The organism is Paenibacillus sp. FSL R7-0210, assembly GCF_038009085.1.
Classification (GTDB): Bacteria; Bacillota; Bacilli; order Paenibacillales; family Paenibacillaceae; genus Paenibacillus_AQ; species Paenibacillus_AQ silagei.
The window spans coordinates 3,191,632-3,216,456 of sequence record NZ_JBBPAR010000001.1 but is presented as its reverse complement, the minus strand read 5'-3'; the positions used below and the strand labels follow the sequence as shown (position 1 = coordinate 3,216,456).

General features: G+C 53.3%; 23 protein-coding genes. 18 read left to right on the top strand and 5 right to left on the bottom strand.

Annotated elements, in window-relative coordinates; genetic code table 11:
* Window positions 1-56 precede the first annotated feature (56 nt).
* From MKY64_RS14065 to MKY64_RS14055, 3 genes are all read left to right on the top strand, one after another.
* Entirely contained in the window at window positions 57-3,953 is a 3,897-nt protein-coding gene (locus MKY64_RS14065) for a galactose-binding domain-containing protein (RefSeq protein WP_340953570.1), read from the top strand.
* Between the two features lie 199 nt (window positions 3,954-4,152).
* A complete protein-coding gene (cysK, locus tag MKY64_RS14060; protein ID WP_036729630.1) occupies window positions 4,153-5,076 on the top strand; it encodes a cysteine synthase A in 924 nt (307 codons plus the stop codon).
* Window positions 5,077-5,095: 19 nt separating this feature from the next.
* Window positions 5,096-6,112 (top strand): hypothetical protein, encoded by a 1,017-nt coding sequence (locus MKY64_RS14055; protein ID WP_340953567.1) that lies wholly within the window; start codon window positions 5,096-5,098, stop codon window positions 6,110-6,112.
* 29 nt (window positions 6,113-6,141) lie between these two features.
* On the opposite strand, the gene MKY64_RS14050 is transcribed toward MKY64_RS14055, so the two are convergent.
* The 4 genes from MKY64_RS14050 to MKY64_RS14035 form a co-directional block, all read right to left on the bottom strand.
* On the bottom strand, window positions 6,142-6,657 hold the full coding sequence (locus MKY64_RS14050; protein ID WP_036729627.1) for a VanZ family protein: 516 nt from the start codon (window positions 6,655-6,657) through the stop codon (window positions 6,142-6,144).
* A 47-nt stretch (window positions 6,658-6,704) separates the two neighbouring features.
* Window positions 6,705-7,562 (bottom strand): M15 family metallopeptidase, encoded by an 858-nt coding sequence (locus MKY64_RS14045; RefSeq protein WP_340953562.1) that lies wholly within the window; start codon window positions 7,560-7,562, stop codon window positions 6,705-6,707.
* A gap of 180 nt (window positions 7,563-7,742) precedes the next feature.
* Window positions 7,743-8,840, bottom strand: a complete 1,098-nt coding sequence (locus MKY64_RS14040) for a HAMP domain-containing sensor histidine kinase (protein ID WP_340953560.1) — start codon at window positions 8,838-8,840, stop codon at window positions 7,743-7,745.
* Entirely contained in the window at window positions 8,833-9,528 is a 696-nt protein-coding gene (locus MKY64_RS14035; protein ID WP_339255891.1) for a response regulator transcription factor, read from the bottom strand. Before MKY64_RS14035 ends, MKY64_RS14040 begins: the two co-directional genes overlap by 8 nt.
* A 240-nt stretch (window positions 9,529-9,768) precedes the next feature.
* Between MKY64_RS14035 and MKY64_RS14030 the strand changes: the two genes are divergently transcribed.
* The 9 genes from MKY64_RS14030 to MKY64_RS13990 all read left to right on the top strand — a co-directional run bounded on the left by MKY64_RS14030 (window position 9,769) and on the right by MKY64_RS13990 (window position 19,555).
* A complete protein-coding gene (locus MKY64_RS14030) occupies window positions 9,769-10,641 on the top strand; it encodes a sensor histidine kinase (RefSeq protein WP_209877781.1) in 873 nt (290 codons plus the stop codon).
* A complete protein-coding gene (locus MKY64_RS14025; RefSeq protein ID WP_209877779.1) occupies window positions 10,610-11,275 on the top strand; it encodes a response regulator in 666 nt (221 codons plus the stop codon). The genes MKY64_RS14030 and MKY64_RS14025 overlap by 32 nt, the downstream gene beginning before the upstream one ends.
* A gap of 29 nt (window positions 11,276-11,304) precedes the next feature.
* Complete coding sequence (locus tag MKY64_RS14020; protein WP_340953554.1) at window positions 11,305-11,958, top strand: DUF1775 domain-containing protein; 654 nt, start codon at window positions 11,305-11,307, stop codon at window positions 11,956-11,958.
* Between the two features lie 500 nt (window positions 11,959-12,458).
* Complete coding sequence (locus tag MKY64_RS14015; protein WP_036729612.1) at window positions 12,459-12,725, top strand: hypothetical protein; 267 nt, start codon at window positions 12,459-12,461, stop codon at window positions 12,723-12,725.
* A 49-nt stretch (window positions 12,726-12,774) separates the two neighbouring features.
* Complete coding sequence (locus MKY64_RS14010; protein WP_036729609.1) at window positions 12,775-13,002, top strand: bacteriocin immunity protein; 228 nt, start codon at window positions 12,775-12,777, stop codon at window positions 13,000-13,002.
* A 200-nt stretch (window positions 13,003-13,202) separates the two neighbouring features.
* Complete coding sequence (locus MKY64_RS14005) at window positions 13,203-16,580, top strand: X2-like carbohydrate binding domain-containing protein (RefSeq protein WP_340953549.1); 3,378 nt, start codon at window positions 13,203-13,205, stop codon at window positions 16,578-16,580.
* 178 nt (window positions 16,581-16,758) lie between these two features.
* Entirely contained in the window at window positions 16,759-17,352 is a 594-nt protein-coding gene (locus MKY64_RS14000; protein ID WP_340953547.1) for a sigma-70 family RNA polymerase sigma factor, read from the top strand.
* Entirely contained in the window at window positions 17,331-18,311 is a 981-nt protein-coding gene (locus MKY64_RS13995; RefSeq protein WP_340953546.1) for a hypothetical protein, read from the top strand. Before MKY64_RS14000 ends, MKY64_RS13995 begins: the two co-directional genes overlap by 22 nt.
* A gap of 620 nt (window positions 18,312-18,931) precedes the next feature.
* A complete protein-coding gene (locus tag MKY64_RS13990; RefSeq protein WP_340953544.1) occupies window positions 18,932-19,555 on the top strand; it encodes a hypothetical protein in 624 nt (207 codons plus the stop codon).
* Window positions 19,556-19,627: 72 nt separating this feature from the next.
* On the opposite strand, the gene MKY64_RS13985 is transcribed toward MKY64_RS13990, so the two are convergent.
* Window positions 19,628-20,245: a nitroreductase family protein gene (locus MKY64_RS13985; protein WP_340953543.1), complete on the bottom strand. Its 618-nt coding sequence runs from the start codon at window positions 20,243-20,245 to the stop codon at window positions 19,628-19,630.
* 323 nt (window positions 20,246-20,568) lie between these two features.
* Here MKY64_RS13985 and MKY64_RS13980 point away from each other — a divergent pair, with 323 nt between their 5' ends.
* The 6 genes from MKY64_RS13980 to MKY64_RS13955 all read left to right on the top strand — a co-directional run bounded on the left by MKY64_RS13980 (window position 20,569) and on the right by MKY64_RS13955 (window position 24,825).
* Entirely contained in the window at window positions 20,569-21,006 is a 438-nt protein-coding gene (locus tag MKY64_RS13980; protein ID WP_036729594.1) for a DUF1641 domain-containing protein, read from the top strand.
* Window positions 21,007-21,037: 31 nt separating this feature from the next.
* On the top strand, window positions 21,038-22,216 hold the full coding sequence (locus MKY64_RS13975) for an NAD(P)/FAD-dependent oxidoreductase (RefSeq protein WP_340953541.1): 1,179 nt from the start codon (window positions 21,038-21,040) through the stop codon (window positions 22,214-22,216).
* Between the two features lie 165 nt (window positions 22,217-22,381).
* Window positions 22,382-23,011 carry an SGNH/GDSL hydrolase family protein gene (locus tag MKY64_RS13970; RefSeq protein WP_036729589.1) on the top strand — a complete coding sequence of 210 codons (630 nt, stop codon included), beginning with the start codon at window positions 22,382-22,384 and terminating at the stop codon, window positions 23,009-23,011.
* A gap of 96 nt (window positions 23,012-23,107) precedes the next feature.
* Entirely contained in the window at window positions 23,108-23,854 is a 747-nt protein-coding gene (gene map, locus MKY64_RS13965; protein ID WP_036729586.1) for a type I methionyl aminopeptidase, read from the top strand.
* A gap of 153 nt (window positions 23,855-24,007) precedes the next feature.
* Complete coding sequence (locus MKY64_RS13960) at window positions 24,008-24,295, top strand: carboxymuconolactone decarboxylase family protein (protein ID WP_036695137.1); 288 nt, start codon at window positions 24,008-24,010, stop codon at window positions 24,293-24,295.
* A gap of 107 nt (window positions 24,296-24,402) precedes the next feature.
* Window positions 24,403-24,825, top strand: a complete 423-nt coding sequence (locus MKY64_RS13955) for an Rrf2 family transcriptional regulator (RefSeq protein ID WP_036729584.1) — start codon at window positions 24,403-24,405, stop codon at window positions 24,823-24,825.

The following is a 24,825-nucleotide window of genomic DNA, read 5'->3' as shown; positions in this document are numbered from 1 at the left end:
TTTATGAAAGCGCATACTCGAAGGTGGCACCATAATCTATGGGAGGTGGTTGTCAAATGATCAGCAGAACTAGGTCTTCGGTAGCAAGGACATTCCTGATGTACGGTCTGATGCTTGTGTTATGTGTGGGACAGCTCGCGTTATTTCCGGCAGTGGGGGCGGCGGCAGGCAATCTGGCTCAGGGCAAGACGATCAGCGCAAGCTCAGTCGGTGATGTGTATGTAGCAGCGAATGCTAATGACGGTAACCAGGGTACGTACTGGGAGAGTGCCAGCAATGCTTTTCCGCAATGGATCAAGGTGGATCTGGGTGCCAGCAGCAGTGTGAATCAGGTTGTACTGAAGCTGCCTGCGGGCTGGGAAGCCAGAACACAGACGCTGTCTGTGCAAGGCAGTACGGATGATGCGTCTTACAGCAATCTGGCGGCGTCTGCGGGGTATGCCTTCAATCCGGGCAGTGCGAACTCCGTCACCATCAACTTCACAGCTGCAACCGCCCGGTATGTCAAAATCAACTTCACGGGCAACACCGGCTGGCCCGCAGCACAGCTGTCGGAGATTGAGGTGTACGGCACCACGGCCTCGCCACCCGGAACCTATGAAGCGGAGGCCGCTGCCTTATCCGGCGGGGCCAAGACGAATACCGATCACAGCGGCTATACCGGTGCTGCCTTCGTAGATGGCTACCTGACGCAGGGAGCAGTCACAACCTTCACGGTAACGGCTCCGGCGGCAGGGAATTACAGCGCAGCCCTGAGGTATGCCAATGCCTCCGGCAGTACGAAGACGCTGAGTATCTACGTGAACGGCACGAAGGTCAAGCAGACCTCGCTTGCCAATCTCTCGAACTGGGATACCTGGTCGACACAGGCAGAGATTCTTGCCTTGAACGCCGGAACCAACACCATTGCTTACAAATATGATGCGTCTGACTCCGGCAATGTGAATCTGGATCAGCTTGTGCTGAGCGCTTCCTCGACGCCGACGGCAACGGCAACGCCAGCTCCGACGGCTGTGCCGACCGCAGCCCCAACGGCTACGCCAACCGTAGCTCCAACGATCGCGCCGACCGTTGCACCGACAGCTACACCTACTGTAGCCCCAACGGCGACTCCGGCTCCGACGATCACGCCAACGGCCACCCCGAGCACGGGTCCCGGCTCGAATCTGGCGGTCGGCAAGGCTATCCATGCTTCTTCTTCCGTCTTCACCTTCGTCCCCTCCAATGCCAATGATGGAGATGTCACTACCTACTGGGAAGGTGCGGGCGGCAGCTACCCGAATACGCTGACCATCAGCCTCGGCGCGAATGCCAATGTCACCTCGGTGGTCGTGAAGCTCAATCCGGCAGCCGCCTGGTCAACCCGTACCCAGACGATCCAGGTGCTGGGACATAACCAGTCCACAGGAACGTTCACCAGTCTGGTATCTGCGGCGGAGTATACGTTTAATCCGGCCAGCGGCAATTCAGTGACCATTCCGGTGACCGCTACAGTCAGTGAGCTGCAGCTGAGAATTACGGCGAATTCCGGTTCAGGCGCCGGACAGGTAGCCGAGCTACAAGTCATCGGCACACCGGCGGCGAATCCTGACCTGACGGTAACCGGAATGTCATGGAGTCCGTCCGCTCCGGTGGAGACCGATGCCCTCACGCTGAGTGCCAGCGTCAAGAATATCGGCTCAGCGGCTTCGGCCGCAACCACAGTCAGCTTCTATGTCGGCACCACCCTTGCCGGGACAGCACCGGTGGGTGCGCTCGCCGCAGGAGCTTCCGCGAATGTATCCTTCAGCCTCGGAGCCAAGGATGCCGGAACCTATACGGTAAGCGCCAAGGTTGACGAGAACAACAATGTCATTGAGCTGAATGAGGGCAATAACAGCTATGCCCATCCTGCGGGCCTTACTGTGAACCCAGTATCCAGCTCGGATCTGATTGCTTCTCCGGTCAGCTGGTCTCCCGGCAACCCGGCAGCAGGCAACACGGTCAGCTTCTCGGTAGCCATTAAGAATCAGGGAACGGCGGCCTCAGCCAGCGGTGCGCACAACATTACGCTGACCTTGACCGATGCTACGACAGGCGCAGTCCTCAGAACGTTGACTGGCTCCTATAACGGTGTCATTGCTGCCGGAAGTACTACGGCCCCTGTGGCTCTTGGGACCTGGACGGCGGTGAACGGAAAATATAATGTCAAAACAGAGATTGCCGTGGATGGCAACGAACTGGCGGTAAAGCGGGCCAACAACATCCAGAACCAGTCGCTCTACATCGGACGCGGGGCTAATATGCCTTACGACATGTATGAGGCAGAGGATGGAGTGATCGGCGGCGGAGCTGTCAAGCTGGCACCGAACCGGAATATCGGCGATCTGGCCGGTGAAGCTTCAGGCAGACGGGCCGTTACGCTGAATACCACAGGCAGCTATGTTGAATTCACGACCAAAGCCAGCACGAATACCTTGGTTACCCGGTTCTCTATTCCCGATGCTCCGGGCGGTGACGGCACTACAGCTACACTCAACATCTACGTCAATGGAGTGTTCAACAAGGCTATTACCTTGACCTCCAAATACGCCTGGCTGTATGGCTCGGAGGCCAGTCCCGGCAATTCGCCGAGTGCCGGATCCCCGCGTCACATCTATGACGAAGCGAATATCATGTTCGACAGCACGATTCCGGCAGGCAGCACGATCCGGCTGCAGAAGGATGCAGCCAACACTTCGCAATATGCGATAGACTTCGTGAGCCTGGAGCAGGTATCGCCAATAGCCAATCCTGACCCGTCCAAGTATACCGTTCCGCTTGGATTCACTCATCAGGATGTGCAGAATGCGCTGGATAAAGTCCGTATGGATACAACGGGTAATCTTGCGGGTGTCTATCTTCCTGCCGGAAACTATGAGACCTCGAATAAATTCCAGGTCTACGGCAAGGCAGTGAAGATCATCGGAGCCGGACCGTGGTATACCCGGTTCTACGCTCCGCTCAACCAGTCGAATACAGACATCGGCTTCCGCGCGACAGATTCAGCGAATGGCTCAACCTTCTCGGGGTTTGCCTACTTCGGCAACTATACTTCACGGATTGACGGCCCCGGCAAGGTGTTCGACTTCTCCAATGTGGCGAACATGACAATTGATAATATCTGGACGGAGCATCAGGTGTGTATGTACTGGGGCGCGAATACCGATTATATGGTCATTAAAAACTCGCGCATCCGCAATACCTTTGCCGACGGCATCAATATGACCAACGGCAGCACGAACAATCTCGTGTCTAACATCGAGGCCCGGGCAACCGGAGACGACAGCTTCGCCTTGTTCTCGGCGATCGATTCCGGCGGCTCCGACATGAAGGACAATGTCTATGAGAATCTGACGTCCATCCTGACCTGGCGGGCAGCCGGTCTTGCCGTCTACGGCGGGTATGCGAATACCTTCCGCAACATCTATATTGCGGATACTCTCTGCTATTCGGGGATTACGATCAGCTCGCTGGACTTTGGTTATCCGATGAACGGCTTCGGGGCATCACCGACGACGAACTTCCAGAATATCTCCGTCGTCCGCTCAGGCGGACATTTCTGGGGCGCACAGACCTTCCCGGCCATCTGGGTATTCTCCGCTTCCAAGGTGTTCCAGGGCATCCGGGTCAGCGATGTGGACATCATCGACCCGACCTATCACGGAATTATGTTCCAGACGAACTATTCCGGCTCTACGCCGCAGTTCCCCGTAGCCGATACGATCTTCTCGAACATTACGATTTCCGGTGCCCTCAAGAGTGGTGACGCCTTCGACGCCAAATCCGGTGTCGGCATCTGGGCTAATGAATTGCCGGAGCCCGGCCAGGGACCGGCAGTGGGCAGCGTGGTCTTCAACAACCTGAAGATTCTGAACACGGTAACGCCGATCAAAAACACAACCTCCACGTTCACGATAACGGTGAATCCTTAGAGGCACGTGAAGAGATCTCACTGAACCTGCACCGCTACCGCAGGTATCATTGAGCAGAAACAGAGCAGAAAGCCGTCTCCCGTTTTGTGGGAGGCGGCTTTTACTGCTGCACCTGATAATCGACAAATGCTATCCCGTAACTATACAATGGGTGTTATATCGTGCATAGGATAAGGACCGAAACAAAGGAGGCACACCCATGACGAAGCGGGTAGTCAATAATATTACAGAGCTGATTGGCGGCACGCCGGTTGTACGCTTGAACCGGGTAACCGGACCGGAGGACGCGGAGCTGTATGTGAAGCTGGAGATGTTCAATCCCAGCGGCAGCGTCAAGGACCGGGCGGCTTATAATCTGATTCGGCAGGCGGAGCTGGACGGACGGCTGCAGCCGGGCGGGACGATTATCGAGCCGACCAGCGGGAATACCGGGATTGGACTGGCGATGAACGCGGCAGCGAAAGGGTATAAGGCGATCCTGATCATGCCGGATAATATGACGAAGGAACGGATCAATATCCTGAAAGCCTACGGGGCGGAAGTGGTGCTTACTCCGGCGGCGGAGCGGATGCCCGGTGCGATTGCCAAGGCGGTGGAGCTGGGACGGAAGATCCCTGGCAGCTTCATCCCGCAGCAGTTCGAGAATCAGGCGAACCCGGATATTCACCGCACCACCACCGCGCCGGAAATTCTGGAACAGATGGAAGGGAGGCTGGATGTCTTCGTTGCCACTTCCGGGACAGGCGGCACCATCACCGGAACCGGCGAGGCTCTGCGCGCACGACTGCCGGAGCTGCGCGTGGTTGTCGTGGAGCCGCAGGGTTCGCCGGTGCTGTCCGGCGGCCAGCCCGGGCCGCATAAGCTGGTGGGGACCAGCCCGGGCTTCGTGCCGGCGATTCTGAATACCAGCATTTACGATGAGATCGTGCAGGTATCCGATGAGGACGCCTTGGAGATGGTAAGAGAACTGGCCCGTACCGAGGGAATTCTGCTCGGACCTTCAGGCGGAGCCGCAGTCTGGACGGCCTTGCAGGAGGCGCAGCGCCTGGGACGGGGGAAGCGGGTGTTATGTATCGCGCCCGATACCGGGGAACGTTACCTCAGCATGGGGATTTTCGACTAAATTATATTGGAGGACCGTTATGAATCAAGCGAAGCACAGTTTCCGGCACAGGGTAAGAGCGGCCGGAAGTCTTATTTTTGCAGCAGCCATAGTCTTTAGCCTGACCGGGTGTGCCCGAACGAATAGCAATGACGCTGCCAGCAGTGCAGCAGCATCGGCCGGGCCGTCTACCGGCAGTCCATCGCCAGCTGCTCAGCAGACGGATAGCCCGCCAAGTGCGGTTCCGACAGCATCATCGTCAGCTACGGCTTCTCCAGCCCCGGCTGCCTTGCTCGACCCTGCCAAGCTGCAGCCAGTCTTCGGATTCGCGAGTGAGACCGGGAGTCATATCATGGTCACCAGGGAAGAGGAGGGCGCCGGGGAGCAGATGAAGTCCCTGAACACTGCCATCGGGAACGGAGGCCAGGTGCTGGCTGTGAAGCTGGAGAAATGGCAGACGGGTAACGAGAACAACAACGGACGGGAGCTGGCGAATAATATTCCGAATCTGTCCGGGTATCTGTTCAAGGTAGAGGGTGACGCAGCGATGCGGGATGAGACCTATGTTCTGGTTGATTCTGCGGTCTTTCCGCAGGCAGCCTTGCTGGAGCTTCAGCCCGCTGACCCGGCAGGCCCGCAGCTTGCAGCTGGTGATCCGCTTCGTAAGAGTGTAGAAACTGCCAAAGGGCGGAAGATCCAGGCAGCCTGGAAGCTGGCCGGGCTTGGCCCGGACAGACAGCTCTATCTGGTGCAATTCGTAAGACAAGATAAGGATATGTTGTTTAGCCTTGTGCTGGTGGAAGGCGGGAAGCTCAGCTTCAAGGACTATCCTGCGGAGATTACGGATAATGAATATTCAGTCTGGCGTGTCGATGACGGCGGTGAGGTGAACCCGCAGATGTTCTCCCTGCTGTTCGCGGCACAATCGGCAGAGGGACTACTGCTTGGGCTGAACTGGTGGGGAGCGGAGAGTGTGAACAGCTTTTTCCTGAAGCAGGAAGGCAATGGCTTCACAGAGCTAGCCATCGAATATGGCCGCTATATCTCTCCCTTGTGAGCAGGGCGAACGGACAGCAGGGCTCCCCGTTACTTCTGGGTGACGGAGGAGCCTTGTCTGCCTGACATATAGATCATCATGATTGGCCTCATCAGCATGTATCCCAGTATTCCGCCGAAGGTGTTCAACAGCAGATCATCCACATCAAACGTTCCAATATAGAAGACGGCTTGCGAGCATTCCAGCACCGCGCTTAACGCGAAGGACCACAGCAGGACACCGGTGAAGGAGCCGCTGCCTTTTCCATTCGGGTTGAGCAGCACCAGGAAGATGCCATAAGGGATAAACAAGGCGATATTTCCCAAGAAATTAACGACGGTGCTAGTGCTGATATGGTGATAGGTGTTAGTCAAGGTGGCCAGCGGGATCAGATTTCCGCGTTGCAGACTGGCCGCAATATGGCCCGGGCTGTGCTGAAGCTGCTGCCATAGAAACGGGAGATCCATCGACCCGAATTTGAACAAAATGATTTTAAACAAAATATACACGTAGACGGTAAACAGTACCTGCAAACCGTACTTTGTCTGCTTGTGTGCCTGATTCATTTTACATCACCGCTTTCTGTAGATTGTACTGTTATATGGGTTAGTCATTAAGGATAGACCGTCATAATCACACCGTTCATATTGTCGCCGGAGAACTCAACGTGCTGGGCGTCAGGGGTAGGGACAGGAGTATTCCCGTTAATTTCGATATAGGAGATCTGATATTCAACCCCGTTAACGGTAGTGGCAATCGACTTCTGCTCCTTTAGGAATTCAAGATATTCTTCAAGCGTGAAGTTCTTGTCGCGCATAATCACACTGTGCGGAAGTCCTACATAACGGAAATGCCATGGCTCATACTTGATGCCGGTGATGTCTGTTTTATCCTCAGGATAGCGCAGAATGAAGCCGTAATCCCATGCATGCTCACGCAGCCACTGCCCTTCAGGGGCATGGCTCATGGCCATTTGGGAGGAGCCGATGTCAAGCGACAAGCCCAGGTTATGCTCGCTGTATCCGGGTGGAAGAGCGTAGTCGGCCCCTTTTTCATCGTATAACTGCTGCTGCTTGTCATTGTCCCTATATCCGCTGCTGATCAGGAAGCTGTTGATGTCATCCCCGGCTGCAGCATGTACCATCTCTGTGAATTTCTCCGCGACTTGCCTGGAGAGCAGCGTTTTGTGATCCAGCAGCAGGTAGCCGGAAGTCAGCTCCTCATGATCGAGCAGACGTACGATATCCTGGCTGACTCCTGTATCGTGAACGGGGTAATCCTTGTTGACCAGCAGCAGGTTCCCCTGATAAATTTGGCCCTTCGGGATCACTGTCAGAGTCTTCGAACCATTATCTGCAGAGACTCGTACCGTCTTAATATTCAGATCTGCCTTGGCATCCTCTTTATCCCTGGACATCCACTCATACCCGATCAGCAAGGCAATCACAATTAACAATAACCATTTCTTCATGTTCTCGTCCTCCTTGTTTCAATGACTTAAGCATAGAGGAGTGTGTTTAAATAGAAGTGGGGGAAAGATAAAGTTTTTCTTAAAAGATAAAACTAAAGCCGTTTCCACCTGAAGTGTCAACGCAAAAAAACGCCCTTCTAAATTCTAAAAGGACGGTAACACTGCTACAGCTGGACCAGACTATTGGATCACACCCGGCAGACGGACCTCGAAGAGCGTGCGGATCGTGTCACTCTGTACGGAGATCGTCCCCTGATGCTGCTCGACGATATTTTTGGCAATGAATAATCCCAGCCCGGTACTGCCTTCCTGATGGGTCCGTGCCCGGTCACCTGTATAGAACATATCGAACAGAAAAGGCAGGTCCTCCGCCGGAATCCTATCTCCGTAGTTCATGACCTGGACAACGATAGTCTCACCCTCCGGGTAGCAGCGGACATCGACATAACGGCCGTCTTTGCCGTAACGCACCGCATTGGTCAGCAGGTTCTCGAACACCCGGGCCAGCAGTTCCCCGTCTCCGGTAATTTTGAGCTGCGGAGTGACCTGGGTGCGGGCAGTCAGCCCGTTGTTCTCCAGCAGAGGATACAATTCCTCGTTCAGCTGGACCAGCAGCTCGCTCAGATCCAGGGGGCGCTGCTCCACGGTAAGCATGCCGTAGTTCATCCGGGTAATCTCGAACAGCTCGTCGATCAGCTTTTCCAGCCGCTGTGATTTGGTGTAGGCAATTGTGGTGTAATGTTTCACTTGTTCAGCGGTTAACTCCCCGTCCTTCAGCACCAGATCCAGGTAGCCGAGCACAGAGGTCAGCGGAGTCCGCAGATCATGAGCCAGATTCAGCACCAGCTTGTCCTTGCTATTCTCCGCGAAGTCCCCGCGTTCCACCGCTTCCTCCAGCTTATCCTTGGCCTGATTCAGATCAGCGGCAATATCCTCGAATTCATCGTTAGAATGGATTTGAATCCGGCTTTTGAAATCCCCGTTAGCCAGCAGGCGGATATGGTGCGAGATTTCTTTGAAATAGCGGGCATACGGCTTGGTGAACAGGAAGAAGAACAGCAGCGCCAGCGGGATGAAGAAGATCAGGAAGAAATTCAGGTCGCCGAAATCGGCAATCAGATAACGGAAGCGGGTCAGCTTGTCTTCATACTTCACCTGAGAGGTATAATACATTTGCAGGCTTTTGTAGAGTACAAAGGTAATAGCACCGGAGCAAATCATGCTGAGTACCAGCAGCGATATCATTTTGAAGCGGAAGCTGCGGACAAGTTTAGCCATTGAACGTGTACCCTACTCCCCAGATCGTTTTGATCCATGTATTTTTATTCTGGTCATCGCCGAGCTTTTTGCGCAGGGTGCGGATATGGACCATCACGGTGTTCCCGCCTTCATAATAAGCCTCACCCCAGATTTGCTGAAAAAGCTGCTCGGCGCTGAATACTTTCTTCGGGTAGCTGGCGAGCAAATACAGGATGTCGAATTCCTTCGGCGTCAGCTCCACGGGATGTCCGTATAAGGTTACGGAACGGCGGTCCGGATCAACAATCAGTCCCCCGGCTTCCACCACGGCCTTCTGCTCGGTAACCGGCTGGTTCAGCTTCATAGAACGTCTAAGCTGCGCGTTCACTCTGGCGACCAGCTCCATGGGATTGAACGGTTTGGTCATATAATCGTCGGCGCCGATGACAAGACCGGTGATTTTGTCTAGATCCGAAGTCTTGGCGCTCACAAAAATAATCGGCAGCCCATGCTGCTCCCGGATCTGCCGGGTCACCTCATACCCGTCCAGCCCGGGCATCATAATATCCAGAATCGCCAGGTCGATATGCCTGGACTGGATGACCTGCACTGCTGCCGGGCCGTTTGTAACCTTTATGGGGTGGTAGCCTTCTTTTTCCAAATGCAGTCCGATCAGATCGGCAATGTCGGGATCATCGTCGGCGATTAGAATCGTAATCCGTTTCATTTCAATATCTCTCCTGTATTGTCAGTATGAATGTATTCTTGATTAAATGTCATTCCTAGTGTAACCTATCGGATATTGTTTCGCTAACCGTTATGATAGGACGATGGGAGCTATGAAGAGAATGATTTAATTTTTAAATACTTAATTCTGTAACATATGCGGACGGGCATAGCCCTAAAGAGTCATGCCGGAGATCACCCGGAAATGGTAAAATAACGAACAGAAATTAAGGAGGGAACTGTGACGTATACCCGAATTAAAGTGCTTATTCTGCTGATTCCAACGGTCATGGTGGGTATCTGGGAGTGGGTGAGACATCAGTTCCTGATGCCGTACATCTCTATGGACACAGGCAACTTCTTAACACCTGTATTGGTATTTCTCTTCAGTATTATTCTGCTGCTGCCGCTCTTTCGCCTCATGGAGCGCAATCAGCGGGAGCTGGAGCAGGAGCGGGCGGCAACCGGAGCGATGGAAGCACGGGAGGCACTGGCAAAAGAGCTGCATGACGGCATGGCCCAGTCCCTGTTCCTGCTCTCTGTACGGATCGACCGGCTGGAGCACGGCCGCAAGGATGGCGGCATCAGCGCGGACAGTGTGGATCAGATCAAGAAGACCGTTCACGAGGTTAACCGTTATGTACGTCAGGCCATTGCCAATTTGAAGGTGCCGTTGAGCGGCGCGGAGAGCTTCTCGCTGGAGCGTTCTATCCATGAGCAGCTGGCGGCAATAGCCGGAGAAGTCATGATCGAGGTATCGCTGGACTGGCATCTGGAAGAGCGGGCGCTGACAGCGGCGGAACAGGCAGAGCTGTTGTCCTGCATTCGTGAAGCGATTATTAATGTGCGTAAGCACACACGTGCGGGCAGGGTGTCCGTATCAGGTCAAGGGAATGAGCACGGCTGGCGTGTAACCGTTGCAGATGACGGTGCGGGGATTGAGCATGATGATCCTTTTGCGGTGAGCGGCAGCTATGGCCTGCAGATTATGAGGGAACGGTCCCGCAGTATGGGCTGGGCGCTTAGGCTTCACTCAGGAGCGGACGGAACCACTGTAGAAATTGTAAAAGGGGGTGCGCAGGATGGAACGCTGCCGGGTGCTGATCGTCGATGACCATGCGCATGCACGCGAAGCGATGACCGAGATTGTGGGGCTGGATGAACGGTTTGAAGTGATTGGTGCGGTGGCCAGCGGAGCGGAGGCGATCGTCTGGACCGGGCAATGGATGCCCGACCTGATCCTGATCGATATCGAAATGCCGGGAATGGACGGTCTGGAGACCACGCGGCGCATTAAGCTGGAATATCCGTATGTCCGGATTGTCATCGTCACCGTGTCGGATGAGATCTCTTATCTGTTCGAAGCGCTGAAGCAGGGAGCGCAGGGGTACCTCCTGAAGAACCTGGCTCCGTCTACCTGGATCGAATATTTGCTGGCGATTGTAAGCGAAGAGGTTCCGCTGAGCCGGGAGCTGGCGTTCCAGATTCTGAAGGAGTTCGCCGTCACCTCTGTCAAGGAGGAGCGGGAGGCATTAACGGCTCGGGAGAAGGAGATACTGGGCTGTGTATCCTCCGGGTCTACCAATAAGGAGATTGCCGCCACCCTCGGGATCTCCGAGCATACGGTTAAGAATCACCTGAAGAACATTCTGCAGAAGCTTCAGCTTCAGAACCGCACGCAGCTCACAAGGTACGCCCTGGAGCAGGGGCTGGCTTCGCGGGAGCGGGATTTTCCGGGGAAGAGATAGTCATACACAAGAGACAAGGAGAGATTCATTTGAATAGATTGTTTCGTAAAATAGCAGCACTGGCCGCACCGGCCGCCGCCGCACTACTGTTGTTCGCAGCCGTGGCGAGTGCCCACGTAACCGTAAGTCCAGCGCAGTCCAGTACGGGGGCCTGGGAGACGTATACCCTGAAAGTGCCGTCCGAAAAAGAAAGCGCCACCGTGCAGGTGGATCTGCGGATTCCCGCAGGTGCGGAATTTAAGCAATATGAAGCCACTCCCGGCTGGGAGGTAACAGTGGACGGGAATAAAGTAAGCTGGATTGCCAAGGATGGCGGCATTCAGGCCGGACAGTTCCAGCGCTTCTACTTCACAGCCAAGAATCCGGACTCCGCAGGCGATATCGCCTGGGATGCCTATCAGCACTATGCCGATGGCAGCCTCGTACAATGGTCCGGCGAACTCGGCTCGGAATCCCCGCATTCCATCACCGCCATCGCAGAAGCCTCCGGCAGCGCCGATGGCGGTCACGGCCACGGTGCCGCAGACATGTCCGGCAACGGCACCATGACCATGGACGAGCATCAGGCCATTGTGGAGAAGGAAGGCACCGGCACCTCGCCGATGGTTTACATTACCCTCGGCATCTCGCTGGTCTCCTTCCTGCTGGCAGCGATCGCTTTGCTTCGGGGGCGCACGGAGTAGGCCGGACGTAAGTGATGGATTGACTTGTATGGAAGAACCCCGCAGCAGATGTGAAATCTGCTGCGGGGTTGTTTGTGGTTGGTATATCCAGTGTGCCAAATTATACTGCTGAAGCCGCGGCTCCTTATCCGTTAAGCAACATGAGGCTAAGTGGAAAAACAGCATTTATTTTCGCTGAAATCCCTACAAACAGGCCAACAGTTGGATAAATGCTGCTTAATTTAGCCGAAAGTAGATAATAAGCAAATTAGACCAGAATTAAGTGCTGTTTATCCAATTGCTGTCGGTGTTGTGGTGGAGAAAGAGGGAATAAGTGTTGGAAATCCAATTGTTGTTTGGAGGGTAAAGGGAGTCATCATCTGTGAATGTATTGAGGAGCTAACACTATATCCATTACCAGCACCTTTTATTATAATTGCAGATAACGGAGTCTAAGACCTGAAAAGACTTACCCTAAGTAAGTTATCTCTCAGAAATATTTCCAATAAGGGAGTGCATTTATGTTTGATTACATTGATTTTTCACCGGGTACAATTACTTATAATGAAACGAGGTACTTGGATCAAGAGGATATATTTCAAGTCAGTTATTTCGAAGGAAAGTATACTCTTGATGTTGGCTGGTATAGAAAAGAGTTCGCGGTATATGTAATTAGAGCTTACGATTGGGAGAATCCGTTGTTAGAAAAGCGTTGTACAGAAGCGGGTATGCTACATGCTCTGGTTCAGGAATGCTCTGTGTATGTTAGGGATATTCTAAGCCGCTAAATGTGTTATGTTTATTGATTGAAATGCACCCTAAAAGGAGGCCCCCGAAATGTCCCTAACCCGACAACAACTAATCACACTCGTAACCAAGATCGTGAACGCCGAAGGAACAGAGGAGGAGCTGGACCAATGGCTGGAGATCGTAGCGAGCAATGTGCCTCATCCCGGTGTGAGTGATCTGATCTTCTGGAATGAGCCGGAGCTGACACCGGAGGAGATTGTAGATGCTGCGTTGGGTTATCAGCCGATTGTGCTGCCGCCGCCAACAGAGAACTAGCTCTGAACTACCTTGCGATTGCTGATCGCGAGGTTTTTTCATATTACGTACTACCCCAATCCCCAATTTCGTCAAGTGTGAAAATGGTGTGCTAATTGCTGACAAAATTCCCGCATAATCAACCATTTTCTCTCACGGAACGGGCGAAGCCTGCTCTATAATGGAAGCGTTACCAAAGTATGTTTGGGGAGGTTAGGATCATGAGTCGAAAACGTATCCGAAGACTAGGAATACTCGTCCTGCTGACAGCGATGTCAGGCTCTTTGTTTAACGTTGCTCCCGCTGTAACCCATGCCGCAGCCAGTGAAGACTACAGCTGGAACAGTGTGGTTACCGGTGCGGGCGGCGGTTTTGTGCCGGGGATTATTTTCAACCAGAGTGAACCGAATCTGATCTACGCGCGGACGGATATTGGCGGGGCTTACCGCTGGAACGAGGCGGACGGGAGCTGGATTCCGCTGACGGACAGCGTTGGGTGGGCGGATTGGAACAAGAATGGTGTCGATGCGCTGGCTACCGATCCGGTTGATCCGGACAAGGTGTATATGGCAACCGGGACGTACACGAATTCCTGGGATGGCAATGGTCAAATTATGCGTTCCAGCGACCGTGGGGATACCTGGCAATCTTCGCCGCTTCCGTTCAAGGTTGGAGGCAATATGCCTGGACGTTCAGCCGGGGAACGGCTGGTCATTGACCCGAATAAGAACAGTATCCTGTTCTTCGGGGCGCGGAGCGGGAACGGCCTGTGGAAGAGCGTGGATTCCGGCGTGACCTGGTCCAAGGTTACTTCCTTCACTAACGTAGGGACGTATGTCCAGAATCCGGGGAATGAGTATCAGAGTGATATCGTGGGCTTGTCCTGGATTACTTTTGATAAAAGCACGGGCTCTGCCGGACAAGCTACCCAGACCATCTATGTCGGTGTCGCGGATACCGCAAAAAGTGTGTTCCGCAGCACAGATGGAGGTGCAACCTGGTCAGCGCTGCCGGGGCAACCGGTAGGCCTGCTTCCGCATCATGGGGAACTGTCGGCAACCGGTGATCTGTACATTACTTACAGTGACGGGGTGGGTCCATACGACGGAAGCAAGGGCGAGGTCTGGAAATGGAATACAACCAGCGGCATCTGGAAAAATATCAGCCCTTCCACAGGGGCCGATAACTTCTACGGCTTCGGGGGGCTTGCGCTGGATGCCCAGCATCCGAATACAGTCATGGTTACCAGCTTAAATTCCTGGTGGCCGGACGGGGTCATCTTCCGCAGTAAAGACGGCGGGGAAACGTGGAGCCGGATCTGGGATTGGGGCTTCTATCCGGAGCGCAATTACAAGTTCGAGATGGATATCACGGCGGCACCGTGGTTGAATCTCGGGTTGACCTCAACCTCGCTTGATCCCGCGCCGAAGCTGGGCTGGATGATGGGGGATCTGGAGATTGACCCGTTCAACTCGGACCGGATGATGTACGGCACCGGCGCAACGATCTACGGTACGAATAACCTCGGGGACTGGGACACCGGCGGTAAGGTCAACATATCCGTGATGGCCAAAGGGGTAGAAGAGACCGCAGTGCTCGGGCTGATCAGCCCGCCAGCGGGTGCCCACCTGATTACCGCGCTTGGTGATGTGTCCGGCTTCCGGTATGAGGATCTAACAGCGGCACCTGTCAAGTTCCAGACCAGCCCTTCCTGGGCCAGCACGAACAGTATCGATTATGCGGAGCTGGACCCGGCCTATGTTGTCCGTGTCGGCGGTGTGGACAAAGAGAAATATCCGAACGGTAAGTCGATTGGGATCTCGAATGACAACGGCAAGAACTGGTACATGCCGAATGCAGAACCCTCCAAAGGAGGCAGTACCACAGTAGGGCAGGGTCAGGTAGCTGTATCTGCCAGTGGGAATGCGCTTCTGTGGAGCACCTCTGATATCGGGGTCTTTTACTCCAAGTCAGGGGGCAACTCCTGGACGGCGAGCAGCGGAATTCCTGCCGGAGCGAAGATAGCATCCGACCGGGTGAATCCGAATAAATTCTATGGCTTCTATGAGGGCAAGCTCTATGTCAGTACAGATAACGGAGCTACCTTCACAGCTACGGCTGCGACCGGCTTGCCAGCCAATAACGTGAACGGCCTGCAGCCGAACCAGGCGCAAGTGAGCCTGAAAGCCATGCCGGGCGTGGAAGGCGATATCTGGTTTGCCGGAGGACATCCGCAGGATAAGTACGGCATATGGCATTCTACGAACTCCGGGGCAAGCTTCACCAAGCTGAGCAATGTGGAAGAAGCGGACCTGATCGGGTTCGGAAAGGCCGCGCCGGGTGAGAATTATATGGCCCTATATACTGTTGCCCAGATTGACGGAGTAAGAGGAGTGTTCCGCTCGGATGACGCCGGAGCCAGCTGGGTGCGGATTAATGATGATAATCATCAGTATGCCAGAATTAATATGGCGATTACAGGAGATCCGCGCGTCTATGGCCGCGTCTATCTCGGGACCAATGGCCGCGGGACCTTATATGCTGATCCGGTGAACCCTCCGGCAGCAGGCTCCGTCATCACGCCGGTCACGGCCAGCTTCGATAAGAAGGCAGCGAATCAGAACGACATCGAAGTGTCGATGACCTTGAACGGGAATACCCTGGATTCCATTACCAATGGTGCTTCTGCATTATCCGCTGGAACGGATTATACGGTGAGCGGTTCCACAGTGACGATCCATAAGGCTTATCTGGCGGCACAGGCTGTGGGAACAACCACCCTAAGCTTCCATTTCAGTGCCGGAGCTGCGAAGACCTTAACGGTTACGGTGGCGGATACGACAACAACGGCTAATGATTCAACCATCACACCGGTCACGGCCAGCTTCGACAAGAAGGCAGCGAATCAGAACGACATTGAAGTGACGATGACCTTGAACGGAAATACTTTAGCTTCTATTAAAAATGGTTCGGCGGCGTTAACCGCCGGAACGGATTATACGTTAAGCGGATCGGCTGTGACGATCCACAAGGCCTATCTGGCAGCACAGGCTGTGGGAACAACCACCCTGAGCTTCCAGTTCAGTGCCGGCGCACCGCAGAGCCTGGCGGTCACGGTGACAGATACGACTGCACCAGTGGATGGCGGTCTGAAGGTCCAGATGTTCAATAGCAGCACGGCTAATGCTGTCAATGCCTTCAGCCCGCGGATCAAGCTGGTGAATACCGGTACTGCTGCGGTCTCCCTCGCTGATGTGAAGCTCAGATATTATTACACCAGTGATGGCGAGCAGGCCCAGAATTTCTTCTGTGACTGGTCGCAGGTAGGGAGCGCCAATGTGACTGGGACGTTCGTGAAGCTTCCGGCAGCCTTGAGCGGCGCGGATCATTACCTGGAGCTGGGCTTCACAGCAGCAGCAGGCTCGCTTGCTCCGGGAGCCAGCATAGATATTCAGATGCGGGCCTCCAAGGCAGATTGGAGCAATTACTCCCAGACCGGCGATTATTCCTTCAATCCAGCAGGCACAGCTCCTGCGGATTGGGCCAAGCTTCCGGCCTATATCTCCGGCAGTCTGGTATGGGGGAATGAGCCCTTGTAATCTGTAACGCATAGCCAGGGAGGTTCCGGCGGCAGCAAAAGAACCGGTTGCACATGATGAAATTCATGGGCAGCCGGTTTTTGATATGTCAGGATGTAATAAATTGCATATCAAGGGAACCTTCCACCGCCAGCGGACCAATATAGAGTGTAAGCAAGATAGAGAGGGGGAGAGGAAGATGACAGAAGAAGAGCTTCGGGAATGTCTGCAAAGGCTGGAACATGGAGATAAAGAAGCCTTCACCTTACTACATAACACCATTAGGCAGCAGGTGTACGGAACCGTCAGCCTGCTGGTGAACCGGCCGGCTGATGTGGCTGATGTAGTCAATGAAATCTACATCGAGCTATTCCGCTGCTTGCCGCAGTATGACGGCAAACGGCCTTTCGGAGCCTGGCTGAACGGTATGATCGTCAGGCAATGCAGCAACTGGAACCGCAGAAGCTGGCGCAGGCTGCGGCTCATGAACCGCAGCCGGGAGCATGCATCTGAGAGTCTGTATCCGGGAGCGGACGCGCAGCTTCTGGTCCAGGAACAGCAGGGAGAGCTGATGCAGCTGGTCAGCGGACTGCCGCCTAAGCTCCGCAGCGTAATTGTCCTGCGTTACTACGGAGAGTGCAGCTATGATGAGATTGCTGCGGCCCTGGGCATCCCGCTGGGAACCGCCAAATCCAGGCACCATAAGGCGCTGCGCAAGCTGCGGCAGAATGCGGTATTTACAGCGGACGATGAGATGAAGGGGGAATGGACATGTCTGTCGGAAATCAACTGAAGCAGGAGTTCAACAGGTATAAACAACATACAACGATGCCGGAGCCGCTGGAGCAGCGGTTAGCAGCGAGCTTTGAGCAATTCCAGCAGCCGCAGCAGAGAGGAAATAGGCCCGTGCGCGCGCGCGGGACAGCGAGGATCGCCCTGGTACTCTGCGGACTGATGCTCTTCGGAGGCGTGGTCTATGGTGCGGAGCGGCTATGGCAGGTTACCTATGGTGCAACCAGTTTGGAAGTGGATATTCATGAGGGCGCTAATGAGTCAACAGCTTTTGCCAACCAGACCCGGCGGGTGATTACAGAGATTCAGTCTCAGCTTGCTGATAATGAATCGGCTATGCTGTTAATTGCTAGATCAAACGGGATGAAGGAGCTCCGTATGATCAACCGTCCGCAGATATTCACAGATATCGAAAGCTGGAAGAAGGCTACAGAGCCTGTCACAGGTAAGCTGGCCGTGCCGGGCAGAATGCCGGAAGAATACCATTTTGCCGAAGGAAGATCCGACAGTACAGTGGGCATTACAGATAGCTCCTGGGTTAAAAAATACACCAATGTCCTTACCAAACGGCTGAAGCCCGGTGAGCATTACGCCTGGATCAAGAGCTTCAATGTGCCCAACCAGCAGGCCGGGACGGTCAGTCCTGAGCTGGTGTACCAAGGTCCTAAGGGAGAAAATGATTACATCTCCGTTACTTATTCCCCGCTTACTCCGTGGGCACAGCTAATGTCTGATGTTTGGGCGGATACAAAGGTTGAGCATCTGAAGGTAAAATCTCAGGCAGCCTTGTATGTTGAAAACCGCCAAGCCTATGAGAATAACAGCAACGGCTATTATGCGTACATCCGCTGGATTGAGGTTCGGGAGAACGAGGAGAGAAATATAATGCATGAGGTAGGGACCGGATCGCCTGAAGTCACCAGAGAGATGCTGCTACAAGTGGCGGAAGGCCTGCGTTAACCTAGAGCGGCGGTAAGACCGTGCAGACACATATAAACCTCTATTGTTGATCAGTACATCAACAATAGAGGTTTATATTGTTACCACTATACCCATGTTAGTCTCAGACTCCTTATCCTATCCTTTGTACTCAGCCGGGTAGAAATGGTCCGAGGCGGCAGTATATTTGCCTATCCTGCACATTCAAACTGCTCAAAACTGATCCGCTAACCACGATAGGATGGATTGTGAAGCCTGTGAGCTTTAAGAAGCTCATACCGTTTCGTGCAGGGACTCACTTCAGGCGGGAATGTCAGGATCAAAGATATAGTCTCAGTCACAAGGAGGAGCGCTGCTTAAGATTAGCTGCCGGAGATTCTGTCCTGGCTTACGTTCTTCCTGCAGTGTCTGTTTCCTTGAGCTGATATCTGAATTATACCGTCCGTGCGGGCAATAGTAAAAAGCCGAAATTTTTAAATTTGCACTTCCTGTTTGGAAAAAGGTCTTGTAAGCGCTATTATTCTGCGTTTTCCTTAGAATCTGCCGAATTCAAATCCCGCTGCCTTTGCTGTATAATGAAAAGGATGGTTTCAATGCTGCGTAGACTCCGGCAGCTTTGCCTGGAGGGAAAGGAAACGGAAATGAGCTTGTATGCAATGAAGCTTGAGGAACTCGGCAGCGGGCTGCTGAAGTCCTTTTTGGAGGATAATTATATATGTGCAGGCTATCCCGGTACGGGAGATCTGGAGAAGCATAGCAGAGAAGAGATCATCAGCAAGCTGGCTGCCGCCGGCTATCACGGGCAGGAGCTGGAGGGTGCAACCCATACTCTGGATACCTTCGTCAATGCGATGCAGGATGGGGATTATGTGCTGATCGCCGATGAAGAATGGGTGTATCTCGGGGACCTTGGCGATTACTTCTATGATACCCGGCACAGCGGCGCAGAGGATAGTACAGCCCACCGGCGCGGTGTCACCTGGCTGAAGAGTCTGCCACTCGCTGCGGTTAATCCGGCTGTAGCAGGGCTGCTTGCCTCTGACAGCAGAATAACTGCCTATTCAGGAGTGCTGCCCGCAGCCCGAATGGATCTTTGGCTAGAGAATCAGGCCGGGGATAGCGGAAGTGCCGCCGGGGCCTGTCCGGTTCAGGTGGATGAAGCTACAGTAGCGCAGGCGCTGGCTGTCCTGAAGGCAGCCTTGAACAGCACGGATGTAGAGCGGCAGGAGCGTGCGGCTGTGGCGATTTTGCAGTATGCGCGGTGAGTATGGATTGAGAATACGGCAGGATGATATAGACAAGGGTCTTTCGGCATAGTAGCCGGAAGACCCTTTTTATTAGATGAATTCAACAAACTCATTGACCGGCTTGCGATAACCACGCGGTCTGATCTTGTGCTGGTTATCCTTGCCGATCGTAATCAGCATCACCGGAACCATATGGTCGCCGAGACGGAGGGTAGCCTTCACAGCCTCCGGATCAAAGCCGATCATCGGGCAGGTATCCCAGCCCTTATCCTTGGCAATCAGCATGAACTGCATCGCCGACAGAGAAGCATTGCGGATCGCTTCATCCCGCTGGAACGCATCATTCCCGGTATAAGCATCGTTGATAGATTGAATGGTTTGCTCGTATGCATCCTCGCTCATCGCTCCCAGCAGCTTAAGCCCGCTATAGATTTCTGGAGCCTGCAGGTAGGCATTTTTGTCACCCAGCACCACAATAACAGCAGAAGCGGTGTGAATCTTGTATTGGCCATACGCGTCCTTGCGGATGGCTTCCTTTACGTTGTCATCGCTGATCACCTTATAATGGGTGTGTTGAAGATTATAAGCCGAGGGAGCCAGACGTGCCAGGGAGAACATCTCTTCGAGCTCACTCTGCGGAATGGTAACACCTTCCACGAAATTATTAGCCGATCTGCGGGACTGCACCAATTCGGAAAAAGTACTCATAAGTCATTACCTCCATCTAATATGTATGCTGCTTAGTAATAATCAATTGCTGATATTAATTAATAAACTTACATTTAGTTACTTGCTTAAGATATCACGACTCTTTGTATACGTCAATGAGGAAAAACATAATAATTTGTAAATTTAACCTGATTAAACGACTGGGTTCGATAAAACCGATGATGAAGTGATAATAATCACAAAAATAGGTTGCAAAGGTAAAAAGATTGTGACAATAATAACAAAGAGAGTGTTATAATAGTCACATAGTTTCACCTGGATGTCATTGTGCAAGAATACGATTTGTAAAAGGAGACTTCGATATGTCAGAAACCGTTACCCAAACCCTGCCTGAACAAGAAATACCAGAAGCAGCTCTTCCTAGAGAGGATGTGCTGAAAGAGCTTTTGAAGCCGGAGGTGCAGCAATCTCTGATTCTTTTGGTAGAGCAGCTGCCGCAGATCACACAAATGGTCAGTGTATTGTCCAAATCACTAGATTTTGTGCAGTCGGTTGCCACGGATGAAGTACTTAAGAATGATACAGTCGGTGCGATTAAGGAAATGGCGGGTCCTGTGGTGGGCACTGCCAAGAATCTGGCGGCTACTGTTATTGAAGCGAAAGACCGCGCGGAAGCAAGCAGCGAAACAGTCAGCCTGTTCGGCATGATGAAGATGATCAAGGACCCGCAGGTACAGAAGGCTCTCCGGTTCATGAATGCCTATCTGCAGGTCAGCGGTGAACGTCAATCGGGCAAATAAGCCCGTAATACTTAATGATGGAGGAATTATCATGTCAAAACATATAGTGATCCTAGGTGCAGGCTACGGCGGCCTGCTTAGTGCCTTAACCATTCGTAAATATATGAGCAAAGCGGAAGCCAAAATAACAGTAGTCAATCAGTATCCTACACATCAGATTATTACGGAATTGCACCGGCTTGCAGCGGGCAGTGCGTCTGAACAGGCGGTTGCCATGCCGCTGGCGAAGCTGTTCGCCGGTAAAGATATTGATCTGAAAATCGCCAAGGTCAATTCGTTCTCCCCGGATAACAAGCAGGTTATTCTCTCGGACGGCGTCATGCTGACCTATGATGCTCTCGTTGTCGGTCTGGGCAGCACCACCGCATACTTTGGTATTCCGGGACTTGAAGAATACAGCATGGTGCTGAAATCAGCAGCAGATGCGCTGCGGATCCGCCGTCATATTGAAGACCGGATTCGTGACTACTCCAAAACCCGCAACGCAGCAGATGCAACGATTCTGATCGGCGGCGGCGGACTGACTGGCGTAGAGCTGGTAGGCGAAATTGCCGATATTCTGCCTAAGCTGACGAAGCAATATGGAGTGAATCCTGCTGAGATCAAGCTTCTGCTTGTTGAAGCGGGTCCGAAGATTCTCCCTGTCCTGCCGGATCATCTGATTGAGCGCGCTACAGCCAGCCTGGAGAAGCGCGGGGTGCAATTCCTGACGGGTCTTCCGGTTACGAAGGTGGCCGATAATAAGATTGATCTCAAGGATGGGCAGCAGATTGTGGCGAACACCTTCGTCTGGACCGGCGGGGTACAGGGCAATCCGCTGGTTGGCGAATCCGGTCTTGAAGTCAACCGCGGCCGGGCCACGGTGAATGAGTTCCTGCAGTCCACTTCACACCCTAATGTATTTGTAGCCGGAGACAGCGCTGTTGTCTTTGCACCGGATGGCCGTCCTTATCCGCCAACGGCACAGATCGCCTGGCAGATGGGTGAGCTGATTGGCTACAATCTGTTCGCTTATCTTAATGATAAACCGCAGGAAGCCTTCAGCCCGGTCAATTCCGGCACACTCGCCAGCCTCGGACGCAAAGACGGGGTAGCCATTGTCGGCGGTAACTCCACTCCGCTGAAGGGGCTACCGGCAACGCTGATGAAGGAAGCCAGCAATATCCGTTACTTGACTCATATCCACGGCTTGTTCAGCCTGGCCTATTAATCATCTATCCTTAGATCCCCCTGGGGCTGTCATATGGCAGTCTGAGGGGGTTTTCTGTTTAAATAGAAGGAATAATTTTCAATGAAAACGTGTCCGCAGGAAAGCCGATTTGCTATAATGATCATGTTTACATACTATAGATGTTTTCATAGGAGGATTTCAGGCATGCCATTTCAAAAGAACGATATCATCCTGTTTCAGGGGGATAGTATCACAGATTGTGGACGCAATTACGCCGATGCCTCATCGCTGGGTGTAGGTTACGCGCTGATGGCGGGTGCCCGGCTTGGCCTTCAGTATGCGGAGAAGAATCTTACGTTCCTGAACCGCGGAATCAGCGGCAACCGGGCGGTCGATCTGCAGGAGCGCTGGGAGAGGGATTGTCTTGCGCTGAAGCCAACCTGGGTGTCTATCTATATTGGCATAAATGATACCTGGCGGTGGTATGATTCCGGGCAGGAGACTACAGCGGCTGAATTTGAGACGTCCTACCGTGATCTGATTGAACGGACCAAGCAGCATCTGGATGCCAAGCTGGTGCTGGTGGAGCCGTTCGTATTGCCGGTGCCGGAAGACCGCAAGGGCTGGCGTCAGGATCTGGACCCCAAAATCCACGTAGTCCGTGAGCTGGCCCGTGAATACGGCGCTGTACTCGTGCCGCTGGATGGCCTGTTCGCAGCGGCATCCGTCAAGGCTGAACCTGCCTACTGGGCGGCGGATGGCGTACACCCTTCGCCTGCCGGACATGCCTTAATCGCCGATGCCTGGATGAAGGCTGTAGGTGCAATAAGCTAAGAAGTACGTTGATTTCACTCTGCGTAACAAGGCTGTTATACTTGTAGGATACATACTCAAGGTGAAGCTTTGATAACGAGAGGAATGTGAGCAGGGATGACGAGCGATACGCTCCAGGATATGCAAGGACTGAAAGCGGCGGGTGCAGTGGTAGGCCACACCATCGCCGAGATGAAGAAAAGTGTGGTTCCCGGAATGACGACTGCGGAGCTGGATGAAGTGGGGGCGAAGATTCTCAACCATTTTGGCGCAAAATCTGCTCCAAAGGTAACCTACAACTTCCCCGGAACGACCTGTATCAGTGTGAATGAAGAGGTAGCGCATGGAATTCCGGGACAACGTGTCATTCAGGCCGGAGATCTGATCAATATTGATGTCTCCGCCGAGCTGAACGGTTATTTTGGCGATGCCGGGGTATCGTTTCAATTGCCTCCTTATAATGAGAAGCTGATTCACCTCTGCCGGAGTACGGAAGAGACCATGATGAGCGTGATTAATCATCTCCGGGCGGGCATGAAGGTGAACGAGATCGGCCGGGTTATGGAGTCCGAAGCGCGGAAGCGCGGCTATAAAGTCGTGCGTAACCTGTGCAGCCACGGCATTGGCAAAGCGTTGCATGAGAAGCCGTTTGAGATTCTGCCCTTCTATAATCCGCGTGTAACGACGGTGCTGAAAGAAGGCCAGGTCATTACCATCGAACCGTTTCTGTCCACAGGCACTGATTTCGTAGAGCAGCAGCCGGATGGCTGGACACTCAGCGTTGCCGACAACAGCCGCGTGGCCCAGTTTGAGCACACAATTGTGGTCACCAAGGGCAAGCCGATTATTTTGACTAGTGCTTGAAGATATATAGGAATATTTAACAGTTGTAATGTATGCATTACGCAAGAAACCCTCATACTAAAGATGATGTTATCATATGGAATGCAAGAATCTGTTTCCAGAATCGGAGGGTTAATTAAAGTGGATAATGTACCGCAAGTCAGTCATGCCTTTATGACATTTATGAAGGAAGCGCCGGAGCAGCAAAAGGCCCTTGGCGAAATTGTGAAGAAGCTGGATGCCGCAAGCAGCCTGGATGCCAAAACCGAGGAGATTGCCTATATTTCCGTACTTGCGGCGGTTAGGCTGGAGAGCGGACTGCCCTTTCATGTCAAGCATGCCAAAGCGCTCGGCGCAACCCGTGATGAGATCATCAGCGCAGTGCTGCTGCCCCTTCCGGCAGTGGGTAATGTGGTGATTCAAGCCCTGCCGGTGGCATTGCAGGCGTATGACAGTGAATAGTGTTCTGTTGTCTGCAAACTCCTCATGGGATTGACAATTGCTCTAAATGTAACTATTATAGTTGCATCTGGCGGAAGCATTCCGGCCAGTGTGAAGGAGTGATTGACATGAACATTAGCACGCGGTTTGCGGTGGCTATTCATATTCTAACCTTAATTGACAGCAACAAAGACGGCAAAAGCACCTCAGAGTGGATCGCCGGTAGCGTGAATACGAACCCCGTAGTGATTCGCCGCCTTACGGGTATGCTGAATAAGGCAGGACTTGTGGAGGTTCGTCCCGGTGTGGCCGGAGCGAAGCTTGCCCGCAGTGCAGCTGATATTACGCTGCTGCAGATTTATAAGGCGGTGAATGCGGTGGAAGAGGACTCCCTGTTCTCTGTCCATGAGCATCCGAACCCGGAGTGTCCGGTAGGCAAGAACATTGCAGGCGCTATTGTTCCAGTATTCTCTCTTGCACAGAAGGCGATGGAGAATGTGCTGCAGGAGGTCACCCTGGATCAGATCGTTCATCAGCTTCCTGTGGCTTGA